The 22,776-nt window shown below is 36.4% G+C and carries 16 protein-coding genes and 1 pseudogene; 10 read left to right on the forward strand and 7 right to left on the reverse strand.

Features of this window, described 5'->3' with window-relative positions:
• The first annotated feature begins 22 nt into the window (after positions 1–22).
• On the forward strand, positions 23–691 hold the full coding sequence (locus NST00_RS09380; RefSeq protein ID WP_016839406.1) for a tetratricopeptide repeat protein: 669 nt from the start codon (positions 23–25) through the stop codon (positions 689–691).
• A gap of 216 nt (positions 692–907) precedes the next feature.
• On the opposite strand, the gene hisA is transcribed toward NST00_RS09380, so the two are convergent.
• Positions 908–1,657, reverse strand: coding sequence for a phosphoribosylformimino-5-aminoimidazole carboxamide ribotide isomerase (gene hisA / locus NST00_RS09385; protein WP_340709883.1), 750 nt, complete (start codon positions 1,655–1,657; stop codon positions 908–910).
• Between the two features lie 144 nt (positions 1,658–1,801).
• Between hisA and recD2 the strand changes: the two genes are divergently transcribed.
• The gene (gene recD2 / locus NST00_RS09390; RefSeq protein ID WP_340710167.1) at positions 1,802–4,282 is read left to right on the forward strand and encodes an SF1B family DNA helicase RecD2; all 2,481 of its coding nucleotides are present in this window, start codon (positions 1,802–1,804) and stop codon (positions 4,280–4,282) included.
• A 122-nt stretch (positions 4,283–4,404) separates the two neighbouring features.
• Here recD2 and NST00_RS09395 read toward each other — a convergent pair whose 3' ends face one another.
• Together NST00_RS09395 and NST00_RS09400 are read right to left on the reverse strand one after the other, a co-directional pair.
• On the reverse strand, positions 4,405–5,583 hold the full coding sequence (locus tag NST00_RS09395; RefSeq protein WP_340709884.1) for an MFS transporter: 1,179 nt from the start codon (positions 5,581–5,583) through the stop codon (positions 4,405–4,407).
• Positions 5,580–6,008, reverse strand: a complete 429-nt coding sequence (locus NST00_RS09400) for a MarR family winged helix-turn-helix transcriptional regulator (protein ID WP_016839410.1) — start codon at positions 6,006–6,008, stop codon at positions 5,580–5,582. Before NST00_RS09400 ends, NST00_RS09395 begins: the two co-directional genes overlap by 4 nt.
• A gap of 427 nt (positions 6,009–6,435) precedes the next feature.
• On the opposite strand from NST00_RS09400, the gene asnB reads away from it, so the two are divergent.
• Both asnB and NST00_RS09410 read left to right on the forward strand, forming a co-directional pair.
• Positions 6,436–8,283: an asparagine synthase (glutamine-hydrolyzing) gene (gene asnB / locus NST00_RS09405; protein WP_016839411.1), complete on the forward strand. Its 1,848-nt coding sequence runs from the start codon at positions 6,436–6,438 to the stop codon at positions 8,281–8,283.
• Positions 8,284–8,477: 194 nt separating this feature from the next.
• Positions 8,478–9,332 (forward strand): helix-turn-helix domain-containing protein, encoded by an 855-nt coding sequence (locus NST00_RS09410; RefSeq protein WP_168412518.1) that lies wholly within the window; start codon positions 8,478–8,480, stop codon positions 9,330–9,332.
• A 59-nt stretch (positions 9,333–9,391) separates the two neighbouring features.
• Here the strand turns inward: NST00_RS09410 and NST00_RS09415 are convergent, their stop codons facing one another.
• From NST00_RS09415 to NST00_RS09430, 4 genes and pseudogenes are all read right to left on the reverse strand, one after another.
• Entirely contained in the window at positions 9,392–10,339 is a 948-nt protein-coding gene (locus tag NST00_RS09415) for a methyl-accepting chemotaxis protein (protein WP_340710168.1), read from the reverse strand.
• A pseudogene (locus NST00_RS09420) lies at positions 10,331–10,405 on the reverse strand (HAMP domain-containing protein); the annotation flags it as partial. The pseudogene NST00_RS09420 and the gene NST00_RS09415, both read right to left, overlap by 9 nt.
• 211 nt (positions 10,406–10,616) lie before the next feature.
• A protein-coding gene (locus NST00_RS09425; RefSeq protein ID WP_445329555.1) for an IS3 family transposase occupies positions 10,617–11,752 on the reverse strand; the annotation gives its coding sequence in 2 pieces (ribosomal slippage) (positions 10,617–11,518 and positions 11,518–11,752; 1,137 coding nt in all).
• Positions 11,753–11,814: 62 nt separating this feature from the next.
• Positions 11,815–12,504, reverse strand: coding sequence for a cache domain-containing protein (locus tag NST00_RS09430; RefSeq protein ID WP_340709885.1), 690 nt, complete (start codon positions 12,502–12,504; stop codon positions 11,815–11,817).
• 394 nt (positions 12,505–12,898) lie between these two features.
• Between NST00_RS09430 and gltB the strand changes: the two genes are divergently transcribed.
• Genes gltB through NST00_RS09460 form a run of 6 tightly spaced genes read left to right on the forward strand, consistent with a single transcriptional unit; the run spans position 12,899 to position 22,766 of the window.
• A complete protein-coding gene (gene gltB / locus NST00_RS09435; protein ID WP_340709886.1) occupies positions 12,899–17,374 on the forward strand; it encodes a glutamate synthase large subunit in 4,476 nt (1,491 codons plus the stop codon).
• A 22-nt stretch (positions 17,375–17,396) separates the two neighbouring features.
• On the forward strand, positions 17,397–18,866 hold the full coding sequence (locus tag NST00_RS09440) for a glutamate synthase subunit beta (protein WP_168412520.1): 1,470 nt from the start codon (positions 17,397–17,399) through the stop codon (positions 18,864–18,866).
• A gap of 16 nt (positions 18,867–18,882) precedes the next feature.
• Entirely contained in the window at positions 18,883–20,133 is a 1,251-nt protein-coding gene (locus tag NST00_RS09445) for an LL-diaminopimelate aminotransferase (protein ID WP_016839416.1), read from the forward strand.
• A gap of 4 nt (positions 20,134–20,137) precedes the next feature.
• Positions 20,138–21,013 carry a diaminopimelate epimerase gene (gene dapF / locus NST00_RS09450; protein WP_016839417.1) on the forward strand — a complete coding sequence of 292 codons (876 nt, stop codon included), beginning with the start codon at positions 20,138–20,140 and terminating at the stop codon, positions 21,011–21,013.
• 49 nt (positions 21,014–21,062) lie between these two features.
• Positions 21,063–22,403: a type I glutamate--ammonia ligase gene (glnA, locus tag NST00_RS09455; RefSeq protein WP_016839418.1), complete on the forward strand. Its 1,341-nt coding sequence runs from the start codon at positions 21,063–21,065 to the stop codon at positions 22,401–22,403.
• Between the two features lie 21 nt (positions 22,404–22,424).
• The gene (locus NST00_RS09460; protein WP_096551303.1) at positions 22,425–22,766 is read left to right on the forward strand and encodes a P-II family nitrogen regulator; all 342 of its coding nucleotides are present in this window, start codon (positions 22,425–22,427) and stop codon (positions 22,764–22,766) included.
• Positions 22,767–22,776 lie beyond the last annotated feature (10 nt).

Below are 22,776 nucleotides of genomic sequence, written 5' to 3' on the forward strand. Positions count from 1 at the left end.
ATTTTTGATGAGAGGTGAGAACATGAACTATAATGAAGAAGGCATCAAAGCATTGCAGGAAGAGCGTTATGAAGATGCAGTGAAAGCTTTCACGGAAGCAATTGAACAAAATCCGGATGATCCAGTAGGCTATATTAATTTTGGGAATGTCCTTGCCGCAATGAACGAGATAGAGCGTGCAGAGAGATTTTTTCAAAAAGCGATTACTCTTGATGAAAAAGCTGCAACGGCCTATTATGGATTAGCAAACTTATATTATAATTCGGAGCGATTTGTAGAGGCGGCAAAACTTTATCAAAAGTCGATTGAATATGGAATTGAAGGTGCCGATGCTTATTACATGTTAGGGAAAGCATTAGAAAAGGAAAATAAAGTAAAACTGGCACTTCCATATATGCAACGAGCTGCTGAACTTGCGCCGGATGATATGCAAATTCGTTTAAGTTACGGCATTTTATTATGTAAGTTAGAGATGTTTGATTTAGCAAAAAAGGAATTGGAGTATGTCTTACATAATGATGAACAAAATGCCGATGCTCATTATAATTTAGGTGTGCTCTACGCCCTCTCGACAGAGGATGCAAAAGAGGCGTTATATCACTTAGAACAAGCCTTTACAATTCAACCAGAACATGAACAAGCAAAATATATTTATGACATGGTAATGGAGCGCTTAAAGAATAAAAATTAGAATGTTGAAAGGCTATCTAGAAGTTAAGTTTCTAGATAGCCTTTTGAATTGGAAATTTTTGTATACTAGCCGGTAGATACCCAACATTGATGTTAACCTCTATTTAAGCTTCATATTATTATTTGTTTCAGAAACGAAATTTATCTTATCACGATAATAGATGTCAAGTCGTTGTGATTGAATTTCTATTGGAAAATTCACTATAGCACTTCAAAATTATGACTTACAATAATTCACCACATCTCGATATGGCAAATCGCCTCCAAAAATATCTAATGCACTGCCGATTGTTACGTGCAATTTTCCTCCTGATAATTTTTTAAACCTTTCAAGATCTTGTAATGATCGAACTCCACCTGCATAAGTTGTTGGAATCTTTGTCCATTTCGCTAAATCCTGAACTAATTCTTCCTGCATTCCGCTTTTTTTCCCTTCCACATCCACGGCATGAATTAAAAACTCATCGCAATATTGTTCAAGAAAGGAAATATTTTCTTGATTGACTTCAAAATCACTGAATTTCGTCCATTTATCCGTAACGACAAACCATTTGTCATCTCGTTTTCTGCAACTTAAATCAAGGACAATGTGTTCTTTTCCAATCTCTTGGACAAGACGTTCTAATCTTTCCATATCTAATTGTCCATCGTGAAATATGTATGATGTAACAATGACATGGCTGGCACCCGTATCAATCCATTTTTTTGCATTGTCCGCAGTGATTCCTCCACCGATTTGAAGTCCTCTCGGATATGCAGTTAAAGCAAATTGGGCTTGTTCTTCATTTCCAGGGCCTAACATGATAACATGCCCACCTGTTAAACCATCCTTTTTAAATAGTTCGGCATAATAGGAAGCATCTTTTTCAGAAATAAAATTTTCTACGACAGTTTCTTGTCCTAAAGTACTGCCAACAATTTGTTTGACTTTTCCATCATGCAAATCAATACAAGGTCTAAATTCCATAGTGCACTCGAATCCCTTCAACAGTATTTTTTATATCATATCATTGGTCTATTATTTAATCGAGAAGTGGAAGTTCCTATTTTGTTACACTCCATAATAATGGTATCATATTAAAGAGATTTTTTCGGAGAGGAGCGTATGAAAATGGAGGAAAACTTCACCATACTCAAAACTACAAAAACCTTTGTTTTAGGCCGTCCAATTGTTTCCATTTTTCATAACGCATCCAACATGTATTCTATTGTAAAAGTGAAAATTAAGGAAACGAATTTGCAATATACAGAAAAAGAAATCACAGTTGTAGGATATTTTCCAACCCTTGATGAAGAACATGACTATCGTTTTATTGGAAGTTTGAAGCATCATCCGAAATACGGAATTCAATTCCAAGTAGAAACGTTTGAAAGGGAAGTTCCTGCAACTGAACAAGGTGTCATTCACTACTTATCGAGTGACTTATTTCCGGGTATTGGTCCAAAAACTGCTGAGTTGATTGTCAAAACGCTAGGGACTGATGCGCTGAAAAAAATGATGGAAAATCCACAAATTCTCGATGAAGTTCCAAGACTATCTGAAGAGAAAAAAATGACCATTCGCAGCACTTTAGAACAAAATTTAGGTTTGGATAAAATTATGATTCAATTGAACGAATGGGGATTCGGACCGCAATTAGGAATGAAAATATATCAAACATATCGAGAAGAAACAATTCATTTGTTAACCGAAAATCCTTATCGTTTAATTGAAGAAGTAGAAGGGGTTGGATTTACAAAAGCCGATGAATTGGGCAGTAAACTCGGCATAACAGGAAACCATCCCGACCGCATTAAAGCAGCAGTCTTGCATGTGTTGAATCAAGCTGCTTTATCTGAAGGGCATGTATATTTAGAAGCGGAACATGTATTGCCTGAGGTTAAAGGTATGCTGGAACAGAGCCAACCTGTAGAAATTCCTTTTGAGTCTATTTCAAAAGCGGTTATTGAATTGGAAGAGGAAGGGAAAATTTGCGGCGAAGAGACGAGAATTTACTTGCCATCTTTATATTTTAGTGAAGTTGGCATCGCAACTAAAATTTTGCAACTTTTAAAGCAAAATGAACAAAGTCAAATTTTTTCAAAAGACGAGATACGAAAAGCAATCGGAGAAGTCGAAGAACGTTTGGAAGTGACTTATGCAGAAACGCAAGCAAGAGCCATTGAACAAGCTCTAAACTCGTCCGTTATGATCTTAACAGGTGGGCCAGGAACAGGGAAAACGACCGTTATTCGAGGATTAGTTGAAGTGTATGCAGAACTTCATGGAATTTCCTTAGATCCTAAAGAATATGCGAAGAGGGAAGAGCCGTTTCCAATTATTCTCGCAGCACCAACTGGTAGAGCTGCAAAAAGACTTTCGGAATCTACGGGTTTACCAGCGATGACAATTCACCGATTATTAGGTTTTAATGGTCAAGAAAAAGAGGAAGAATCAGATCGTGAAATCGAAGGCCGTCTTGTAATAATCGATGAAATGTCCATGGTAGATACGTGGTTAAGTCACCAATTGTTAAAAAGTATTCCTCTCAATGCTCAAGTGGTTCTTGTAGGAGATCAAGATCAATTGCCGCCGGTTGGACCTGGACAAGTATTAAAGGACTTATTAGCTTCTAAAGTCGTGCCAACCATAGAACTAACAGAAGTATATCGCCAAGCAGATGGTTCTACGATTATTGAACTGGCCCATCAAATTAAAAAAGGGCAAATTCCAACGAACTTTACTGAAAAAACGACCGATCGTTCTTTTATTAAAGCTTCAAAAGATCAAATTGCCAGCGTCGTCACACAAGTTGTAAAAAGTGCATTGGCAAAAGGTCAATCTATACGTGATATACAAGTGTTGGCACCTATGTACAAGGGGCCAGCTGGTATTGATTATTTAAATAAAGAAATTCAAGAGCTTGTGAATCCAAACGAGGATGGAACGAGAAAAGAAGTAAAGTATGGCGATACGATTTTCCGCATTGGTGATAAAGTTTTACAGCTAGTCAACCAGCCGGAAAGTAATGTTTTTAACGGTGATATTGGAGAAATTGTAGCAATCTTAAAAGCGAAAGAAACGGTTGAAAAACAAGATATCGTTGTCGTTTCTTATGATGGCAATGAAGTGACGTATGAACGATCAGATTTAAATCAAATTACTCTGGCTTATTGTTGCTCCATTCATAAAGCACAAGGCAGTGAATTCCAAACCGTGATTATGCCTATTGTTCGAAGCTATTCGAAAATGCTTCGTAGAAATTTGATTTATACAGGAATTACTCGTGCGAAAAATTATTTAATATTATGCGGAGAGCCAGAAGAATTCATGAAGGGAATTCAACGCACGGACGATTTGAAGCGTTTTACGACTTTGAGGACCCGATTGAATCCCGCGAAGATGAATGATGATCGAAATCAGGAAATGAAGATGGAAGGGGAGAAGCTTGATGAACAAATCGTGCATCTTTCACCGGACGATTGCAATGAACAGCAGACGACAGGCGATACTACTTCCCTTCCTCCAGTCCTTAATGCGGAAACAGCACCTAAAATCCATCCGATGATAGGGATGGATGGTATCACCCCTTATGATTTTTTGGATGAATAAAAGGTTGTATACACTTTGGATAAAAAACCGAACAATTGCCTGAATCTCTGATTCTGAGAGTCTGCAACGTTCGGTTTTACTATTTATATCGACATTCAAATGCAAATTCCGGTTTCCATTTGTTATTGAAAATTCTTCACTTTACGGCCATGAAGGAAAAAGTAAAGGAGCACGGTTGCCAAAACGACAAAACTTAAACTGAAATACAATTGGCTGTAAGTCGTATACGGCTCAATAAATCCCAACAGATATGGGCCAAAGCCCAGACCTGCATCAAGGAAAATGAAGAATGTGGATGTGGCAAGTCCCATTCGATGGATGGGCGTCACTTTCACTGCAACGGCTTGAATGCAGGATTGCATGTTGCCATAACCCAGACCGATCAAAACCCCTGAAAACAGCAGTACAAAACTGTTATGTGCCGCGCTTAAAACAATCAGTCCAATCGAAAAAAGAATAAACGCAGGATACATTACGTAATTTGCGCCTTTCACATCTAACAGACGCCCGGAGAAAGGACGTGAACACAAAATAGCGATGGAATAAACAAAGAAGAAGAAACTGGAGGCTTCCATCAAGCCGATTTCCTGTGCATAAAAATTTATGAAGGATAAAACTCCGGAATAGCATAAAGCGGCAATGAGCATGATGAAAGAAATCGGTATGGCTTTCGATTCAATAAAATTCGAAAGTTTGAACCCTTTAACGTCTTTCTCCGCCTTTTTCACCGCTTTAGGCTCTGATACTTGAATAAAGAATGAAGTGATGAATGCGATGATTCCTAATAAAGTACACAATCCAAATACGATCAAAAAGCTTACATGCTGGCTTAAAAGTAACCCTATGAAGGGACCGATGGCTGTCGCCAAAGTGGAACTCATACTGTAATACCCAATCCCTTCGCCCTTGCGGCTGTTGGGAATGACTTGGGCGACAATGGTTCCGGTTGCCGTTCCCGCAATACCGAGGGTCAAACCGTGCAAAAATCGCACAATTAAAAAGAACCAAATATTTAATTGAATAAAATATAGGAAGCTTGATAATGCAAATAGGCAAGTGCCAATCAGCAATGTCCTTTTGTAGCCAATTGAATTGATGCCGCGGCCTATAAACAGTCTTCCAATTAATGTGGCGATGATGAAAATGCCTGTTGCAAGACCCGCTTGACTCGTGGTTGCGTGAAATTCCGTTTTTGCATAAACGGCTACAATGACAACTAGTAGATAAAAGACAGATGTTAACAAAAAATTAATGGTTGATGTGATAATAAAATCTTTTGTCCATAATTTTGATTCATTCATTGTTGTTTTCCTTCTTTACTGTAAAATTGCTGTTGAATTTTTGAAAGTGTATGGAAAAAGTTTTGCAGTTCATCCTCTGTAAGGTGTTCCATCATCTTTCTTTCGAAGCTCGATATTTTTTTACGGCAGGATGCATAAATTTCTTCACCCAACGGCGTTAACTGGATCACCTTTTCTCTCCGATCTCGGCTTTCCCTTTTTTCAATTAATCGAAGTTCCTCCAAAGCGTTCACCCTGCGAGTGATGGACGGCTTCTCTACACTGTATCGTTTGGCGATTTCCACCAGAGTTGACGGACCGTTATGCTTTATGTAATAGATAACTTGCCATAAAGAATAGGAAAGATTGTATTCGCTTAAAAGTTCATTCAAAGCATTGATCAGTGGCCGATACAATCGTAAATAATGTTGAAAAAATCCTTCCAAAGGATTTCACCTCCGATAAAATAGTTACCCTAGGTAACTATATCACTAAACTATTATATGTCAATAAAATGTTCTTTTCCAGTCATCCATTTTTTGCCCCTATCCGATTCAATGGCCATTTACCTGAATTGCGATGTATCCATGTTGGATCATCCCTTATGTACGATGTTATATATCAAATCGAGAATGTTTGTTAGCGATTTGAGAATTAAAAAGGATTTAAATGATATAAAAATATAGATTTATTTGAAAATTTTGTGTTTAGGTTTGATATAATTTAGAATTTAAATGCTGATTTTTGTAGTATTTACCAATTATTCATATGGATATTAGATAGGTTTCATTTAAAAATGAAATTGTTCTTTATAAACAAAAAATCATAAAATGAATAACAAGAAAAAATTATACTACGAAAGAGTGATGGATGATGTGTGGAATTACGGGCTGGATTGATTGGGAAAACAATTTGAAACATCAAGAAGTCACTATAAAAAAGATGACACAAACGTTAAACAAAAGAGGACCAGATGCCTCTAACATTTTTTGTGACACGCATGTTGCTCTTGGTCATACAAGACTGATCGTAGTAGATCCTGTTGGCGGTTCTCAGCCAATGTCGAAAACAAAAGGTTCTAATAAGTATACGATAGTTTACAATGGTGAGCTATATAATACTGAAGAACTGCGTAATGAATTGGTCAATCGGGGTTATTCATTTCAATCCCATTCTGATACGGAAGTATTGTTAACAGCTTATATCGAGTGGAAAGAAGAATGTGTTAAACATTTAAACGGTATATATGCTTTTGCTATTTGGGATGAGGAATGTGAAAAAATTTACATGGCGAGGGATCGGCTCGGTGTAAAGCCTTTGTTTTATAAATTTAGCGGAAAAAGCTTAATATTTGGTTCAGAATTGAAGGCAATTTTAGCCCATCCAAAAGTAAAATCCGAAGTTGATCGAGAAGGATTACAAGAATTATTTGGTTTAGGTCCTTCCCGAACGCCAGGGCACGGAATATTTCGAGGGATTAATGAATTAAGGCCAGCCCATTATCTTATTTTTGATCAACATGGCTTGAATATACAACGTTATTGGAATGTTAGAAGTACTAAACATGTTCATTCATTAGAAGAAACTATCGAAAATGTTCGTTTACTCATAAAAGATGCAGTTGAACGACAATTAGTTGCAGATGTTCCGGTTTGCACCTTTTTGTCGGGTGGTTTAGATTCAAGTGTTATTACCTCCATTGCTTCAAATTTTTTCAATAACCTAGAAAGAGGACCTCTTCATACCTATTCTATTGATTATGAAGAAAACAGTACTTATTTTCAAAAGAGTTTGTTTCAACCGGATGAAGACCGTCCATGGATTGAAAAAGTAGTTCAACATCTAGGTGTTGCTCATCATACGACCATTATTTCCCACGAACAACTTGCTGAAAAATTAAAGGAAGCTGTGATTGCTAAAGATTTACCTGGTATGGCAGATATTGATTCTTCTTTACTTTTATTTTCCGAAGAAATAAAAAAACATTTTACTGTGGCACTATCTGGTGAATGTGCTGATGAAATTTTTGGAGGCTATCCTTGGTTCTATAAAACAGAATTATTGAAAAACGATGGTTTTCCTTGGATGCAATCCGAATCAGAGAGACAAAATCTACTATTACCATACTGGCAAAATACATTGAAATTGAAAGATTATATAAAATTACGATATGAAGAAACGATCCAAGAAGTGCCGAAATTAGAAGGGGAAGAACCGAATAAAGCCCGACGCAGAGAAATGTTTTATTTGAATATGGTGTGGTTTATGTCGACATTGCTAGATCGAAAAGATCGAATGAGTATGGCTGCTAGTCTAGAAGTGCGGGTACCATTTGCAGACCATCGAATTGTTGAATATGCATGGAACATACCATGGTCAATGAAAATGCTAGGCGGAAGAGAAAAAGGATTATTGCGAAAAGCTCTAGAAGGCATTCTTCCAATGGATATTTTATACCGAAAAAAGAGCCCCTATCCTAAGACACATCATCCTAAATATACAAAGCTAGTAACTGACATGTTGCGACAGATTATTCAGAAGAAAAACTCACCAATATTGCAACTCATTTCGAAAGAAAAATTAGAAGAACTGCTAGATTCCAACAAATCATTTAAAATTCCCTGGTTCGGCCAACTAATGACGGGCCCTCAACTTATTGCCCATTTGGTTCAAATGAATATTTGGCTTGAAAAATATAATGTAAATTTAGTTGATTTGTAAACGCTTTTTGAAATAATATTAAACTTTAATATATACGGATTTTTCATTCATTTTGTTTAAAATTTTTCCATCATTAAATCGTCTGACAAATGCAATTAGAAAATAATCCGATTGGGTTTGCCAAAGTCGTGTAGGGATTCAGAGATACTCTTGCACGCTGATGACAAACAGCGTAGAAAGGAAGGGGTATTATTATGTTAAATGTAAATCCTGATCAATTTGTTATCAAACCATCATTAGCAACAATTAATTGTGAACCAAATTGGCAGTGGAAGCGAAAAGCACCTATTCCAAATTATGATTTACTTTACGTTTGGAGTGGAAAAGGAACTTTAATATTAAACGGAAAAGACTTTAAATTACAAAGAGGTAGTTGTTTTCTATTTAAACCAGGTGATTGGACGACGGCAACCCAAGATCCAATGCATCCGCTTGTAATTACGTACATTCATTTCGACCTTGAAATCGAGCCGAATATGATACCAAAATCTTATCGAATTTTACAAGATCGGATTCATTTTGAGTCGCTTCTTTCTCAATATGTAAGATTATTTTTAGTGAAAACTTTTGCTGCAGATATCGAAGGAAAGTTGATATTAAAACAATTAATGATTCAACTGTTAAGGGAAGATCAACAGTCAGAAACAATACAAATAGAAGAAAGCACGGAAATGCAAAGTCAGTTGTTCTTTACAATCAGGGAAGTGGCAAATTATGTTCAACAACATCCCGGAAAAAATCATACAGTAGAAAGTTTAGCTGCTCGCGCTAATTTTTCGCCACGTTATTTTTCAAAAAAATTTAAAGAAATCATGGGGCAAACAATTCAATCCTATGTTGTTGAAACTCGAATAAAAAGAGCGGAGCATTTGTTGCATTATACAGGCATGACAGTAACAGAAGTAGCTGATGCTCTTGGGTATAATAATATTCATTTCTTTAGCCGACAATTTAAAGCATATACAGGGAAAAGTCCATCGGAAATTCGGACATTACCGAGAATAAGAAAATCAACGATAAAAGAAATCTCGCTAAAAAGAAATGCTTAAATAGATTATTCAAAAAAACCGACATTTCCAATACGGAATATGTCGGTTTATTACGTGTATTATATTTTAAATCGCTTCACTAACAGTTGAAGTTGCTCAGCCATTGTTGCCAATGTTGTAGCGGATGTAGTAACTTCTTCCATTGTAGCCAGTTGTTCTTCTGAGGCAGAGGAAATTTCTGTTGAATGTTTCGCATTTGTTTCGGCCATTTTTGCGATTTCTTCAATGGAAGAATTAATTTGTTCAATATTTGTTGTAATTTCTTCTGTTATAGAATTTAATTCTTGGGTTTGAGCTGTAACATTCTCAATAGATTTTACTATTTGTTCAAATGATTTTCCGGATTCTTCGGTTATTTCTAATCCATTTTTTGCAACTGAATTAACATTGCTTGTCATATCAACAGCTGTATCAATGTCTTTTTGGATGATATGGATAATTTCAACAATTTGATCAGCTGATGATTTTGATTGTTCAGCTAATTTACGTACTTCGTCAGCTACAACTGCAAAACCTTTCCCGTGTTCTCCTGCACGAGCTGCTTCAATTGCAGCATTTAATGCCAACAAATTGATTTGTGATGCAATTTCGGTAATGACATCAATAATTTTTCCAATATAATTTGAATTTTGTTCTAAGTTTTTCATTACCTCTAGTGTATCGGATGATGCATCATGAATATTTTTTACTTGGCCAACTACTTTTTGAATGTGGGTATTACCTAAGTTGGCTTGAGCCATCATGACATTTGCGTTCTCGGCAACCGAACTAATAGAATCTGCAATATAATGCATTCCTCTTGTAATATCATGTATAGCTTCAGCACTCTCAGTTGTATTCTTACCTTGAATTTCTATTGTTTTTGCTACCTCTTGGATTGAGAGTACCACTTGATCGGTTACAGAAGCGGTTTGTTCAGAGCTAGATAATAATTCTTCTGAGGAAGCAGCGACTTGTTCAGAAGCCTCACTTACTTGACTAAGCATGGCTCGTAAAGAACCTAACATTTTATTAAAGGACAAAGCCATTTCACCAATTTCATCTTTAGTTTGAATTTGAATTTCTTTCGTTAAATCTCCTTCGCCCTCTGTGGATCTACGTCAAGTTTTTGGACACAAAAAGATTAAGTTTTTTTGCACAACAACCATTCATGGATTGTTCCACGTCCCAAGTAGATTGTCAAAGTGAAGAGATCCTTTGACAATCTACTTGGGACGTGGAGAAATAAACCCATGGCTGTTGTGCCAAAAAATGTGAAGGGGGAAGTGTTCTGTACCCCATGTTTTACACTGCTATTCGGCATATTTTTTCGTATTCATCCGGTGTCAAATAACCAATGCTTCCATGAATTCGTTTGCGATTATACCAACCTTCGATGAATTGAAATAACGCAATTCTCGCTGTCTCAAAGCTTTCGTATTTGGTTAGATACACTTCTTCTTTTTTCAATATGGCATGAAAAGATTCAATACAAGCGTTATCATATGGACATCCTTTTCGACTAAATGACGGAACTATTTCATGTTTTTTTAGTAGTTTTTGAAAGGCTTCACTTGTATATTGTGTGCCTAAATCTGTATGCACGATAAGACCAGGATCGGGCTTTTGATCTTGAATCGCATTCTGAAGTGCTTCCAGCACAATTTCTGTTGTCATGGTACGAGAGAATTTATATCCGAGCACTTTTTTTGTATGTAAATCAAGAACGGACGCTAGATAACACCAACCATCACGAAGCGTATGGACATATGTAATATCAGCTACCCATTTTTCGTTGATTGTTGTTGTAGTGAAATCTTGATTTAATACATTTTCTCGTTCTTCTACGGGCTTTTGTGTTGGTGTTGGGCGGAATTTTTTTACAATACATGATTGGATGCCTGCTTGTTTCATCAAACGTTGAACTCGATTGATACTGCCTGTATAGCCTTCTTTTTTTAGTATTTCAAAGATTTTAGGGGCCCCATAACGACCCTTACTTTCTTTATGGATTGCTCGAATTCGTTCAAGCAGTTGTTCGTTGGCGACATGATAGCTATTCGGCTTCTTGTGAAACGATTGATAATACGTACTTTTAGGCATCTTTAAAACACGACACATCATTTGGATTGGATGATGTTCGCTTTCTTTTGTAATCAAGTCAATCAGTTCTTGCTCATCTATTTTCTCGCGAATATGGTCATAGCCTTTTTTAAGATTTCGATCTCCTGTTTTAATCGAAGATTTTCCTTTTGAATGGCTTCTATATCAGCCAAAGTTAATTCCTGTTCACATTCAATTGGAGAGAGTTGCTTAATCCATTTATAAATCGTTACTTCTGAAACACCATATTCGCTAGAGAGTTGACTGACTGGAGTGCCTGAGCGATAAAGCTCAACTACTGTTTGTTTAAATTCTTGATTATAGCGCTTTTGACTCATGATTCGGACACAACCTTTCGTTAGTTTAATATTAATGACTTAACCAAGTTGTGTCCATAAATCTATACTACATCTACTGCAATTTCTTTCAGTTGATTATTGACGAGTTTAATTGGTTGAATAATTGAACGGATTAAGAATAACATTACAATCATTGTAATAATCCCAATAACTGCAATCGTCATTACAATATTAATTAATATTGTGTAAACATTTTTTTGTATTGATTCAATAGGTGTACCTGTTAGCCACATACCGATAATATTGTCTTTTCCATCTTTGATGGGTTGATACATTGTTAAATACAACTTGCCTGAAATATCGGCTTTTCCAATATAAACTTCACCTTTTTGAAGCACTGTTTCTAGAATGGCAGGATCGGCAGATGCACCAATTTTTCTTTCTCCGTTTACCTCAATATTTGTTGCTACAGTAGAATCATTTAAAAATATATTGGTAATACCACCAGTCGTCTCTCCGATTTTATCCAAGATTTTATTATTATCATTAATTTTAATAACGCCTTTATATAAGTTTCCTTCACGAACGTTCCAACTACCTGGATACTTTTCATCAATTATGCTTAAACCTAGTTTCGCTTCAACTGCAACTTTTTCCTCATAAATAGATAATAACTGTTTTTCAACTTGAATTTTTGCTACAAAACCAATTGAAAACATTAAGAATAAAATAACGAAGATTATTAAAATATTAAATTTCGTTTGGAGTTTCAATCTCTTAACAACGTTCATGATGCTCTCTCTCCTGAAAATATTGTAATTTTTATAGTAAAAATCTTACATCATTATAATATATTTATAAAATATTGTAAAAATATTTAGTATTTCGAAATAACTAGTAAATGATTAATTGTGTTACATATGAACTGTTAATTGATAAATAGAATACCTAGTAATTTAGAGGGAGTTTCATTTTTGGATTTTGCTTTGAATTAACGTATCCTCTCCTCCAGCAAAACACTTGGCATAAGTTCGACAAGTGTTTTTTTATTTCAAACATAAACCCGAAGAAAAGAAGAAGTGTAAAAAAGTGCAAAGATTCAACTTAATAGTCTAAATATTTTTGGTTTTAGACTTGTTAGGATGTATGTATAAGAAAACAGGAAGAATTAAGGGGTGCAGAAAAATGGATCAAGGATTAACACAAGGTTTATACAATCCACAATTTGAACATGACTCGTGCGGAATCGCCTTATTAGCGAATATCAAAGGTGAAAAATCACATTCACTTGTATCCCAAGCGTTAATTGCCCTAGAACGGTTAACTCATCGCGGAGGTCGAGATGATAAGGAAACGTTAGGTGATGGCTCAGGCATTTTAACTGACATACCTCATGAATTATTTGAAAAAGAATGGGGAAAGCAGGGAAAACAACTGCCATCTTTAGGGGAATATGGTGTTATGATGATTTTTCTTCCAAAAGAGGAAACGAAACAAGAAGAATACAAGCAAAGAATTGAAGAAATTGTTGAAATGAACAGTTTGACAATTTTCGGATGGAGAACTGTACCAACGAACGATCAAGTATTACAAAATGAATTCATACAAACAGCCCCTTCAATTCATCAGTTATTTGTTATACCTACATCAGTTAATAGTCAAAATGATGATTTCGAAAGACGTTTATATATTGCCCGAAAAAAAATTGAAAACACCTTTAAACAATTCGAGCGTAATATTGATGCTTGTTATATTTCTAGTTTTTCATCGAAAACCATTGTTTATAAAGGGCTACTGTTACCGAATCAATTAAAAAATTTTTATGTCGATTTAACGAATGAAAATTACCAGTCTAGAATGGCAATGGTTCATAACCGCTTTAGTACAAATACTTTCCCGAGTTGGAGCAGAGCTCAACCAAACAGGATGCTCATGCATAACGGGGAAATTAATACTATTACCGGTAATGTAAACTGGATGTTTGCTCGAGAAGCAACAATGAAAACGGAAGTGTTTGGTGATGATTTGGAGGCACTTCATCCAATTGTCAATCTCGACGGCAGCGACTCTGCAATGTTTGACAATGTTTTAGAGCATTTAGTGATGTCCGGATGGTCTTTACCCCAAGCGATGATGATGATGATTCCGGAACCTTGGCAAAATAATAAATTACTTTCAGAAAAACAGAGAGCGTTTTATCAATATCATAGCTTATTAATGGAACCGTGGGATGGGCCAGCTGCAATGGGGTTCACAAACGGACACCAAGCAGGTGCTTGCCTTGATCGAAATGGTTTACGACCTGCTAGATTCATTTTGACGGAAGATGACTTTTTCTATTTATCTTCAGAAGTGGGAGTTGTCGACATACCAGAAGAAAAAATCGTCCAAAAAGGCCGCTTAAAACCAGGTCAAATGTTAGTAGTAGATTTCGAAAAGAAAGCCTTATTGTTCGATGAGGAGCTAAAACTGCAATTTATCAATGAACATCCATATGAACAATGGACAGCTGAAATGATTTTACCAATCGATAACATTCCTGCATTAAATGTAGAAACATCAAAAAATATGGATCGTACTCAAATAATTCGTCTCCAACGAGCATTTGGCTATACCTTTGAAGAATGGGAAAAATATATTAAACCTTTAGCAGTCCGTGGAGACGATCCAGTTGGTTCAATGGGGTATGATGGGCCACTCGCTGTATTATCCAAAAAACCACAACTATTATTCAACTACTTTAAACAACGATTTGCCCAAGTAACAAATCCACCAATCGATGCTATTCGAGAAGCGTACGTTACTTCAATGGAAGTGTATTTGGGCAGTGAAGGTAACTTATTAAAACCTAAAAAAGAAGACTATCAAAAAATAAAGTTAAAAACACCTATTTTGACTAAAAATGAATGGCTAAAAATTATTAGTTTAAATTTAAACGGTTGGAAAGTGTCTAAACTGTCAACTTTATTCCCTACTGAACAACCAGAATCGATGGAAATTTATTTGAAAAAACTTCTGAAAAACGCTGAAAAAGCTGCAAATGATGGATATCAATTACTTGTCATTAGCGACAGAGGTGTAAACAAACAAAATGCAGCCATTCCATCATTATTAGCTGTTTCCAGTGTCCATCACTACCTAATACAAAAAGGCCTTCGCAATAAAGTAAGCATTATTGTCGAATCAGGAGAACCGAGAGAAGTGCATCACTTTGCAGCACTACTTGGCTATGGAGCTAACGCTATTTATCCTTATTTAGTTTACGCATCCCTTTCACAATTGGAAGAAGCAGTAGATAACGATTTAATTGATAAGTATGTGAAAGGTATCACAAAAGGGATATTAAAAATCATGTCTAAAATGGGCATTTCAACGGTGCAAAGTTATATCGGTGCACAAATTTTCGAAGCAATTGGATTGAGTCGAGAAGTAATTGAAAATTATTTCCCTCGTACGATTTCTCAAATCGGTGGACTTGAATTAAATGATATTGCATTAGAGACAGTTATTCGCCATAAAGCTGCATGGGAAGATGATGAACTTTTATTGGAAGAAGGATCTGATTTCCAATGGCGAAAAAATGGTGAAGATCACCTTTATCGTCCTGAAACAATCCATACTTTACAGCTCGCTTGCCGTACAGGAAAATATGAACTTTACAAAAAGTATAGCGAAATGCTGTCGAAAGAAACGAATACAACGTTAAGAGGATTATTTGAATTAAAAAGTGATCGAAAACCAATTCCGATTGAAGAAGTAGAACCAATCGAATCGATTTTTAAACGATTTAAAACAGGTGCCATGTCTTTCGGTTCAATTAGTATAGAAGCTCATGAAGCAATTGCCATTGCAATGAATCGAATTGGCGGAAAAAGCAATTCAGGAGAAGGAGGAGAAGATCCAAACCGCTTTATTCCTTTGCCAAATGGTGATTCAAAATTAAGCCGCATTAAACAAGTGGCTTCCGGTCGATTTGGTGTAACAAGTCATTATTTAGTGAATTGTGATGAGATTCAAATCAAAATGGCTCAAGGTGCAAAGCCAGGAGAAGGGGGACAGCTTGCCGGCCATAAAGTGACAGAAGAAGTTGCAAAGACAAGAGGTTCTACGCCGGGCATTGAACTAATCTCACCACCGCCTCATCATGATATTTATTCGATTGAGGACCTTGAGCAATTAATTTACGACTTGAAAAACGCCAATCCCGAAGCGCGAATCAACGTAAAGCTAGTTTCCGAAAGTGGTGTTGGAACAATTGCTGCTGGTGTTGCAAAAGCTAAAGCCGATGTAATTCTCATCAGTGGTTATGATGGAGGAACAGGAGCAGCAGCAAAAACGAGCATTAAGCATGCTGGCCTCCCTTGGGAATTAGGGTTAGCAGAAGCACATCAAACATTAATGCTAAATGGCTTAAGAAACAAAGTAGTGCTCGAAACAGACGGAAAACTAATGAACGGTAGAGATGTAGTAATCGCCGCATTATTAGGAGCAGAGGAATACGGATTTTCAACATTGCCACTTGTATCGTTAGGGTGCGTCATGATGAGGGTTTGTCATCTAGATACATGCCCAGTGGGAATCGCAACTCAAAATCCAGTTCTTAGAAGAAAAATGATCGGAACTGCTGAACACGTTGTCCACCTAATGCACTTTATTGCGCAAGAAATTCGTGAATATATGGCGGAATTAGGCTTTAGAACAATAGAGGAAATGGTGGGAAGAACGCATATTATTCAGATTAAGAATGATGTGAATTGGAAGGAAAAGAAACTGGATTTATCTTCGTTACTCGTTAGCTATGATGGTGAACGTACAGCTACAAAAAGCCAAAATCACCAACTAGAAAAAACATTGGATTATGAAAAATTAATTCCATTAAGCAAGGAAGCTTTAAATCATAAGAAGCCAGTTCATATTGCTCTTCCTATTAAAAATACGAACCGCTCTGTCGGTACAATGCTTGGAAGTGTTGTTTCGAAAATACATGGAAGTGAAGGTTTAAATGAAGATACAATTCAAATTCACTTTACAGGATCCGCAGGCCAAAGTTTTGGAGCATTCATTCCAAATGGCATTACGTTGAAGTTGGAAGGAGAAGCAAATGACTATGTCGGAAAGGGATTATCTGGTGGAAAAATCATTGTAGCTCCTTCTTCAAATACAAAGATTGTTGCAGAGGAAAATGTCATCATCGGCAACGCGGCATTCTATGGTGCAACAAGCGGTAAAGCTTTTATTCGCGGTAAAGCAGGAGAAAGATTTTGTGTTCGAAATAGTGGAGCACTTGTTGTAGTCGAAGGTACAGGAGATCACGGCTGTGAATATATGACAGGTGGTAGAGTCGTAATTTTAGGGGAAGTTGGGAAAAACTTTGCAGCAGGTATGTCTGGCGGAATTGCTTATGTATATTCTCCAGCAAACAAATATTTTTACGAAAATTATAACGATGAGCTTGTATTACTTGAAACGATTGAAAGTGAAAAAGAAATCCAGTTTGTGCTTTCTTTAATCAAAGAACATGTTCAAGAAACGAATAGTCTTGTAGCGAAACGAATCATTCAAAATTGGAAAAAAGAAGTTTCGAATTTTATTCGTGTGATTCCTCACAAATATAAGCAGATTTTAGATGAACAAGAATTGTATTTATTAGAAAGTTACTAATTAAGAAAGTGTGGTGAACAAAATGGGAAAACCGACTGGATTTTTGGAGTATAAAAGACAAAATGCCCAGTATCGAAATCCACTAGAAAGACTTCAAGACTGGAAGGAAATATCAACATTACCTTCTGAAGACTTGTTAAAAACTCAAGCAGCTCGATGTATGGATTGCGGTGTTCCATTTTGTCAAAATGGCTCTACTGTAGGAGGAATGTCGACAGGTTGCCCGGTATTTAATTTAATTCCTGAATGGAATGAGCTTGTATACCAAGGTAAATGGAAAGAGGCTTATGAACGATTAAGCAAAACAAATCCATTTCCAGAGTTTACTGGAAGAGCATGTCCGGCTCCTTGTGAAGCTGGATGTGTCGCTTCCCTTTATGAAAGCTCCGTAACCATTAAAAGTATAGAGTGGGCAATCATCGAAAAAGCTTTTGAAGAAGGTTGGGTAACACCTGACATTCCAGAAAAACGAACAGGAGTAAAGATTGCGGTAATTGGATCTGGACCAGCTGGTTTAGCTAGTGCACATGAGTTAAATAAATATGGGCATTCAATAACAGTATTTGAAAGAGCAGATCGAATCGGAGGATTGCTCACTTATGGCATTCCAAAAATGAAAATTGAGCAACACGTAGTTGATCGTCGAATCCATCTGATGGAACAAGCGGGAATTACCTTCTTAACAAACGTTGAAGTTGGGAAAGATTATTCGATTGACCAATTACAATCAGAGTTTGATGCGGTCATTCTTTGCACAGGTGCAACGAAACCTCGTGATCTACAAATTAACGGAAGAAATTTAAAAGGGATCCACTTTGCGATGGATTATTTACACGCCAATACGAAAAGTATGCTGGATTCAGATTTTAAAAATGGTCAATATATTTCTGCTGAGGGAAAAGATGTGGTAGTAATAGGCGGCGGTGATACAGCAGTCGATTGTATCGCTACTGCTCTAAGACAAAATTGTAAAAGTGTCGTCCAATTCGATATTTATCCGAAACGTCCATCAGAACGTACGCCTGATAATCCATGGCCACAATATCCAATGACATATAAGTTGGATTACGGTCAAGAAGAAGCGCTAGCGAAATTTGGAGATGATCCAAGGCTATTTACAACTACTGCATTAGAATTTATTGGTGATGATAACGGTCAACTTGTTGCTGTGAAAAGTGTTGGTATGAAAACGACATTGAATGAAAAAGGTGAAAAAATTCGAGAACCGATACCAAATACAGAGAAAATGATACCTGCTCAACTAGTGTTACTGGCAATCGGATTTGAAGGACCAGAACAACAATTATTTGAACAATTAAATATTGATATTAAAAACTTGAAAAATAGTAGTGCTTACAAAACAAATATAGACAACGTGTTTGTTGCTGGCGATGCAAGACGTGGTCAAAGTTTAATTGTATGGGCAATTCAAGAGGGAAAAGAAGCCGCAAAATCTTGTCATCAGTTAATAACAAACAAAGTAAACCTATAATTTTAGGAGGGTTAAAGTGCAGACTGAAGATTATATACAACAATTATTTGCCGATCGAATTGGGGGTCCTTCATTCGGTTTAAAGGAAGAAATATTCAAATTTGAAAAAATTAAAAGAGCTAAAAGAATAGCCATTAAAGAAAAACCGGATATGGCTTTAATTGATTTGGGAGTCGGTGAACCTGATGCAATGGCAGACAAAAGAGTAGTTGAAAAACTATTCGAAGAAGCCTTAAAACCTGAAAACCGATTTTATTCAGATAATGGCATACATGAATTTAAAGTGGCTGCTTCCCGCTATATGTCAGAGGTATTTGGAGTAAATGGTTTAGATCCTGAAACAGAAATTAACCATGTTATTGGATCTAAATCAGGACTCAGTTTACTGCCAGCTGCTTTCATTAACCCAGGGGACATTACATTAATGCCATCACCATGTTATCCGGTGCTAGGAACTTATACAAAATACTACGGTGGCGAAGTTGTTTATCTTCCATTATTAAAAGAAAATAACTTTTTGCCTCGCCTTGATCAAATTGATCAAGAAGTATTAAAGAAAGCAAAACTGCTCTATTTAAATTATCCCAATAACCCAACTGGTGCAGTAGCGACGAAACAGTTTTTTGAAGAAGTTATTGAGTTTGCAAAAAGCAATCAATTAATCGTCGTCCATGATGCAGCATATGCCGCATTAATGTTCGACGGTGAGAAGCCACTCAGCTTTTTATCGGTACCTGGTGCAAAAGAGATAGGAGTTGAAATCCATTCCTTATCCAAGTCTTTCAATATGACTGGATGGAGAATCGGGTTTATTGCTGGAAATGCAAAATTAATAAAAGCTTTTCAAACGGTAAAGGATAACAGCGATTCTGGTCAATTTATTCCAATCCAAAAAGCTGCAAGTTACGCTTTATCCCACCCTGAAATAACCGAACAAACAGCAAATAAATATTCCCGTCGCCATGAATTACTAGTGAATATTCTTCGTGGGTGTGGTTTTCAAGTGGAAAAACCGAAAGGCTCTTTTTACTTATATGCTGAAGCTCCAATCGGGGTCAAAGATGGGCCTTCCTTTCAAACAGCGGAAGATTTTTCCCAATACCTTATTCGAGAACATTTGATTTCAACAGTTCCGTGGGATGATGCAGGGAGTTTCGTAAGATTTTCCGTTACCTTTGAAGCTAATTCAGAAGAAGAAGAACAGCAAGTGATGAAGGAAATTGAAAGACGATTGAAAGGAGTTCAGTTTATTTTCAAAGGAAGGTGATGAAATGTATTTTACAAAAATGCATGGTTTAGGAAACAATTATATTTTTATTAATTTACTAGAAAATACTTTGCAAGAACAAATACTTCCAACTCTAGCAAAAAATCTTTCTGATGTGAGATTTGGAATTGGTTCTGACGGGATGATTCTTATTTGCGATTCAAAAGTAGCCGACTTTCGAATGCGTATCTTTAACGCAGATGGTTCAGAGGGGAAAAATTGCGGAAATGGATTAAGATGTGTAGCGAAATATCTATATGATCATCAATTTATAGATTCAACGTGTTTTACTATAGAAACACTTGGCGGTATCGTTGAAGTTCACATTTCTCAAGAAAATACAAAAGAAGTGGAATTCGTCACAGTTGATATGGGTGAACCGAAATTGTTAAAAGGAATGATTCCAATGAAAGGTGACCCAACAACAAAGACTATCAATGAACCATTGACGATAGGAGGAAATGTTTACTACTTAACTTGTGTTTCAATGGGTAACCCTCACGCCATTATGTTTGTTGATGATGTTCATAATGTACCGTTAGAAACAATCGGCCCAATGATTGAATTCTCCGATTTATTCCCTGAAAGAGTAAATGTTGGTGTTGTAGAGGTAAAAAATGACAATGAAATCGACTATCGAGTTTGGGAAAGAGGCTCTGGTTTAACAATGGCTTGCGGTACAGGTGCTTGTGCGGCGGTTGTCGCAGCCACGCTCAATGGAAAACTGAAGCAAAACCAAGTAATAACAGTCCATCTTCCAGGAGGTGATTTAGAAATTCATTGGGATGAACATAACCACGTTTGGAAAAAAGGCAGAGCAGAATACATTTGCCACGGTGAAATAAAATTAGATTATTTCACAAAAGAAACAATGCTGTAACAAGCAATCAAATAAATGAAATTTCAATAGATAATAGGAGGAATTTAATATGAAAAAAAATTATACAAAAGAAGACATTTTAAAAATTGCTGAACAGGAAAATGTGCGCTACATTCGGTTACAATTTACAGATCTATTTGGAATTATTAAAAATGTTGAAATACCGCTTAGTCAATTACCAAAAGCTTTAGATAACAAGATTATGTTTGATGGTTCTTCTATTGAAGGATTTGTAAGAATCGAAGAATCAGATATGTATTTATATCCCGATTTAAATACTTGGCTTATCTTCCCTTGGGAAGCAGAACAAGGTAGAAAAATTGCACGTTTAATTTGTGATGTATATTTACCAGATGGTACTCCTTTCCCTGGTGATCCCCGTGGCGTATTAAAACGGGTACTAAAGGAAGCGAATGAACTTGGATTTACAGCAATGAACGTAGGTCCAGAACCGGAATTCTTTTTGTTTAAAGCAGATGAACATGGCAATCCAACAATGGAGTTGAACGACAATGGAGGTTACTTCGATTTAGCTCCAACAGATTTAGGGGAAAACTGCCGTCGTGATATTGTTCTTACCTTAGAAGAAATGGGCTTTGAAATTGAAGCATCCCACCATGAAGTTGCCCCTGGACAACATGAAATTGATTTCAAATATTCCGATGCAGTCGATGCAGCCGATCAAATTCAAACATTTAAATTAGTAGTAAAAAATATTGCTAGAAAACATGGTCTACATGCCACATTTATGCCAAAACCTCTCTATGGCGTAAACGGTTCAGGAATGCACTGTCACCAATCTCTATTCCGCGGTAAAGAAAATGCCTTCTTTGATGAGAAAGATGAATTAGGATTAAGTGAAACTGCTAAACAATATTTAGCCGGAATTTTAAAACATGCTTATAGTTTTGCAGCCATTACAAATCCGACAGTCAATTCTTATAAGCGATTAGTTCCTGGTTATGAAGCACCTTGTTATATTGCATGGTCAGGAAAAAATCGTAGTCCACTCGTTCGTATCCCAGCAAGCCGTGGTTTAAGTACCCGCATTGAATTAAGAAACCCAGATCCATCCGCAAACCCATATCTTGCCCTAGCTGTAATGCTGGCAGCTGGTTTAGATGGCATTAAAAATAAATTAACACTTTGTGACCCAGTAAACTCTAACATTTATAAAATGGATGAGGAACAATTAGATCAATTAAACATTCGCAGTCTACCAGCTAGTTTAAAAGAAGCGATTGACGCACTCGAACAAAATGAAGTCATTAAAGCTGCACTTGGCGAACATATTACAACGCACTTTATTGAAGCAAAACGTATTGAATGGGATGAATTTAGAATCAACGTGCATCCATGGGAACGTGAACGTTATATCACTTTATATTAACTACTTAAAGGAGGACGTTATATGAAAAAAGTTGAGGTAATTACGCGTCCAGAAGTGTTTAAAGAATTGCGAGATAATTTATTCTCAATTGGAGTCGGTGGCATGACCGTTACGGAAGCTGCCGGTACAGGCAAACAAAAAGGTGTGGAGGGGATGTTTCGAGGTACAACTTTTGAAATTAAAGTATTGCCAAAGTTGAAAATTGAATTGGTTGTAGAAGATGGGAAAGTAGATCAAGTGATAGAAGTGATTCAAAGAACATGCAAAACTGGATCGGTAGGTGATGGAAAAATTTTTATTATCCCTGTTGAAGAAGCAATTCGCATCCGAACAGGGGAACATGGTAAAGAAGCGATTATATAAGTTGAGAGGA

It is taken from the genome of Ureibacillus sp. FSL K6-0165 (assembly GCF_038004285.1).
In the GTDB taxonomy this organism is placed as follows: domain Bacteria; phylum Bacillota; class Bacilli; order Bacillales_A; family Planococcaceae; genus Ureibacillus; species Ureibacillus thermosphaericus.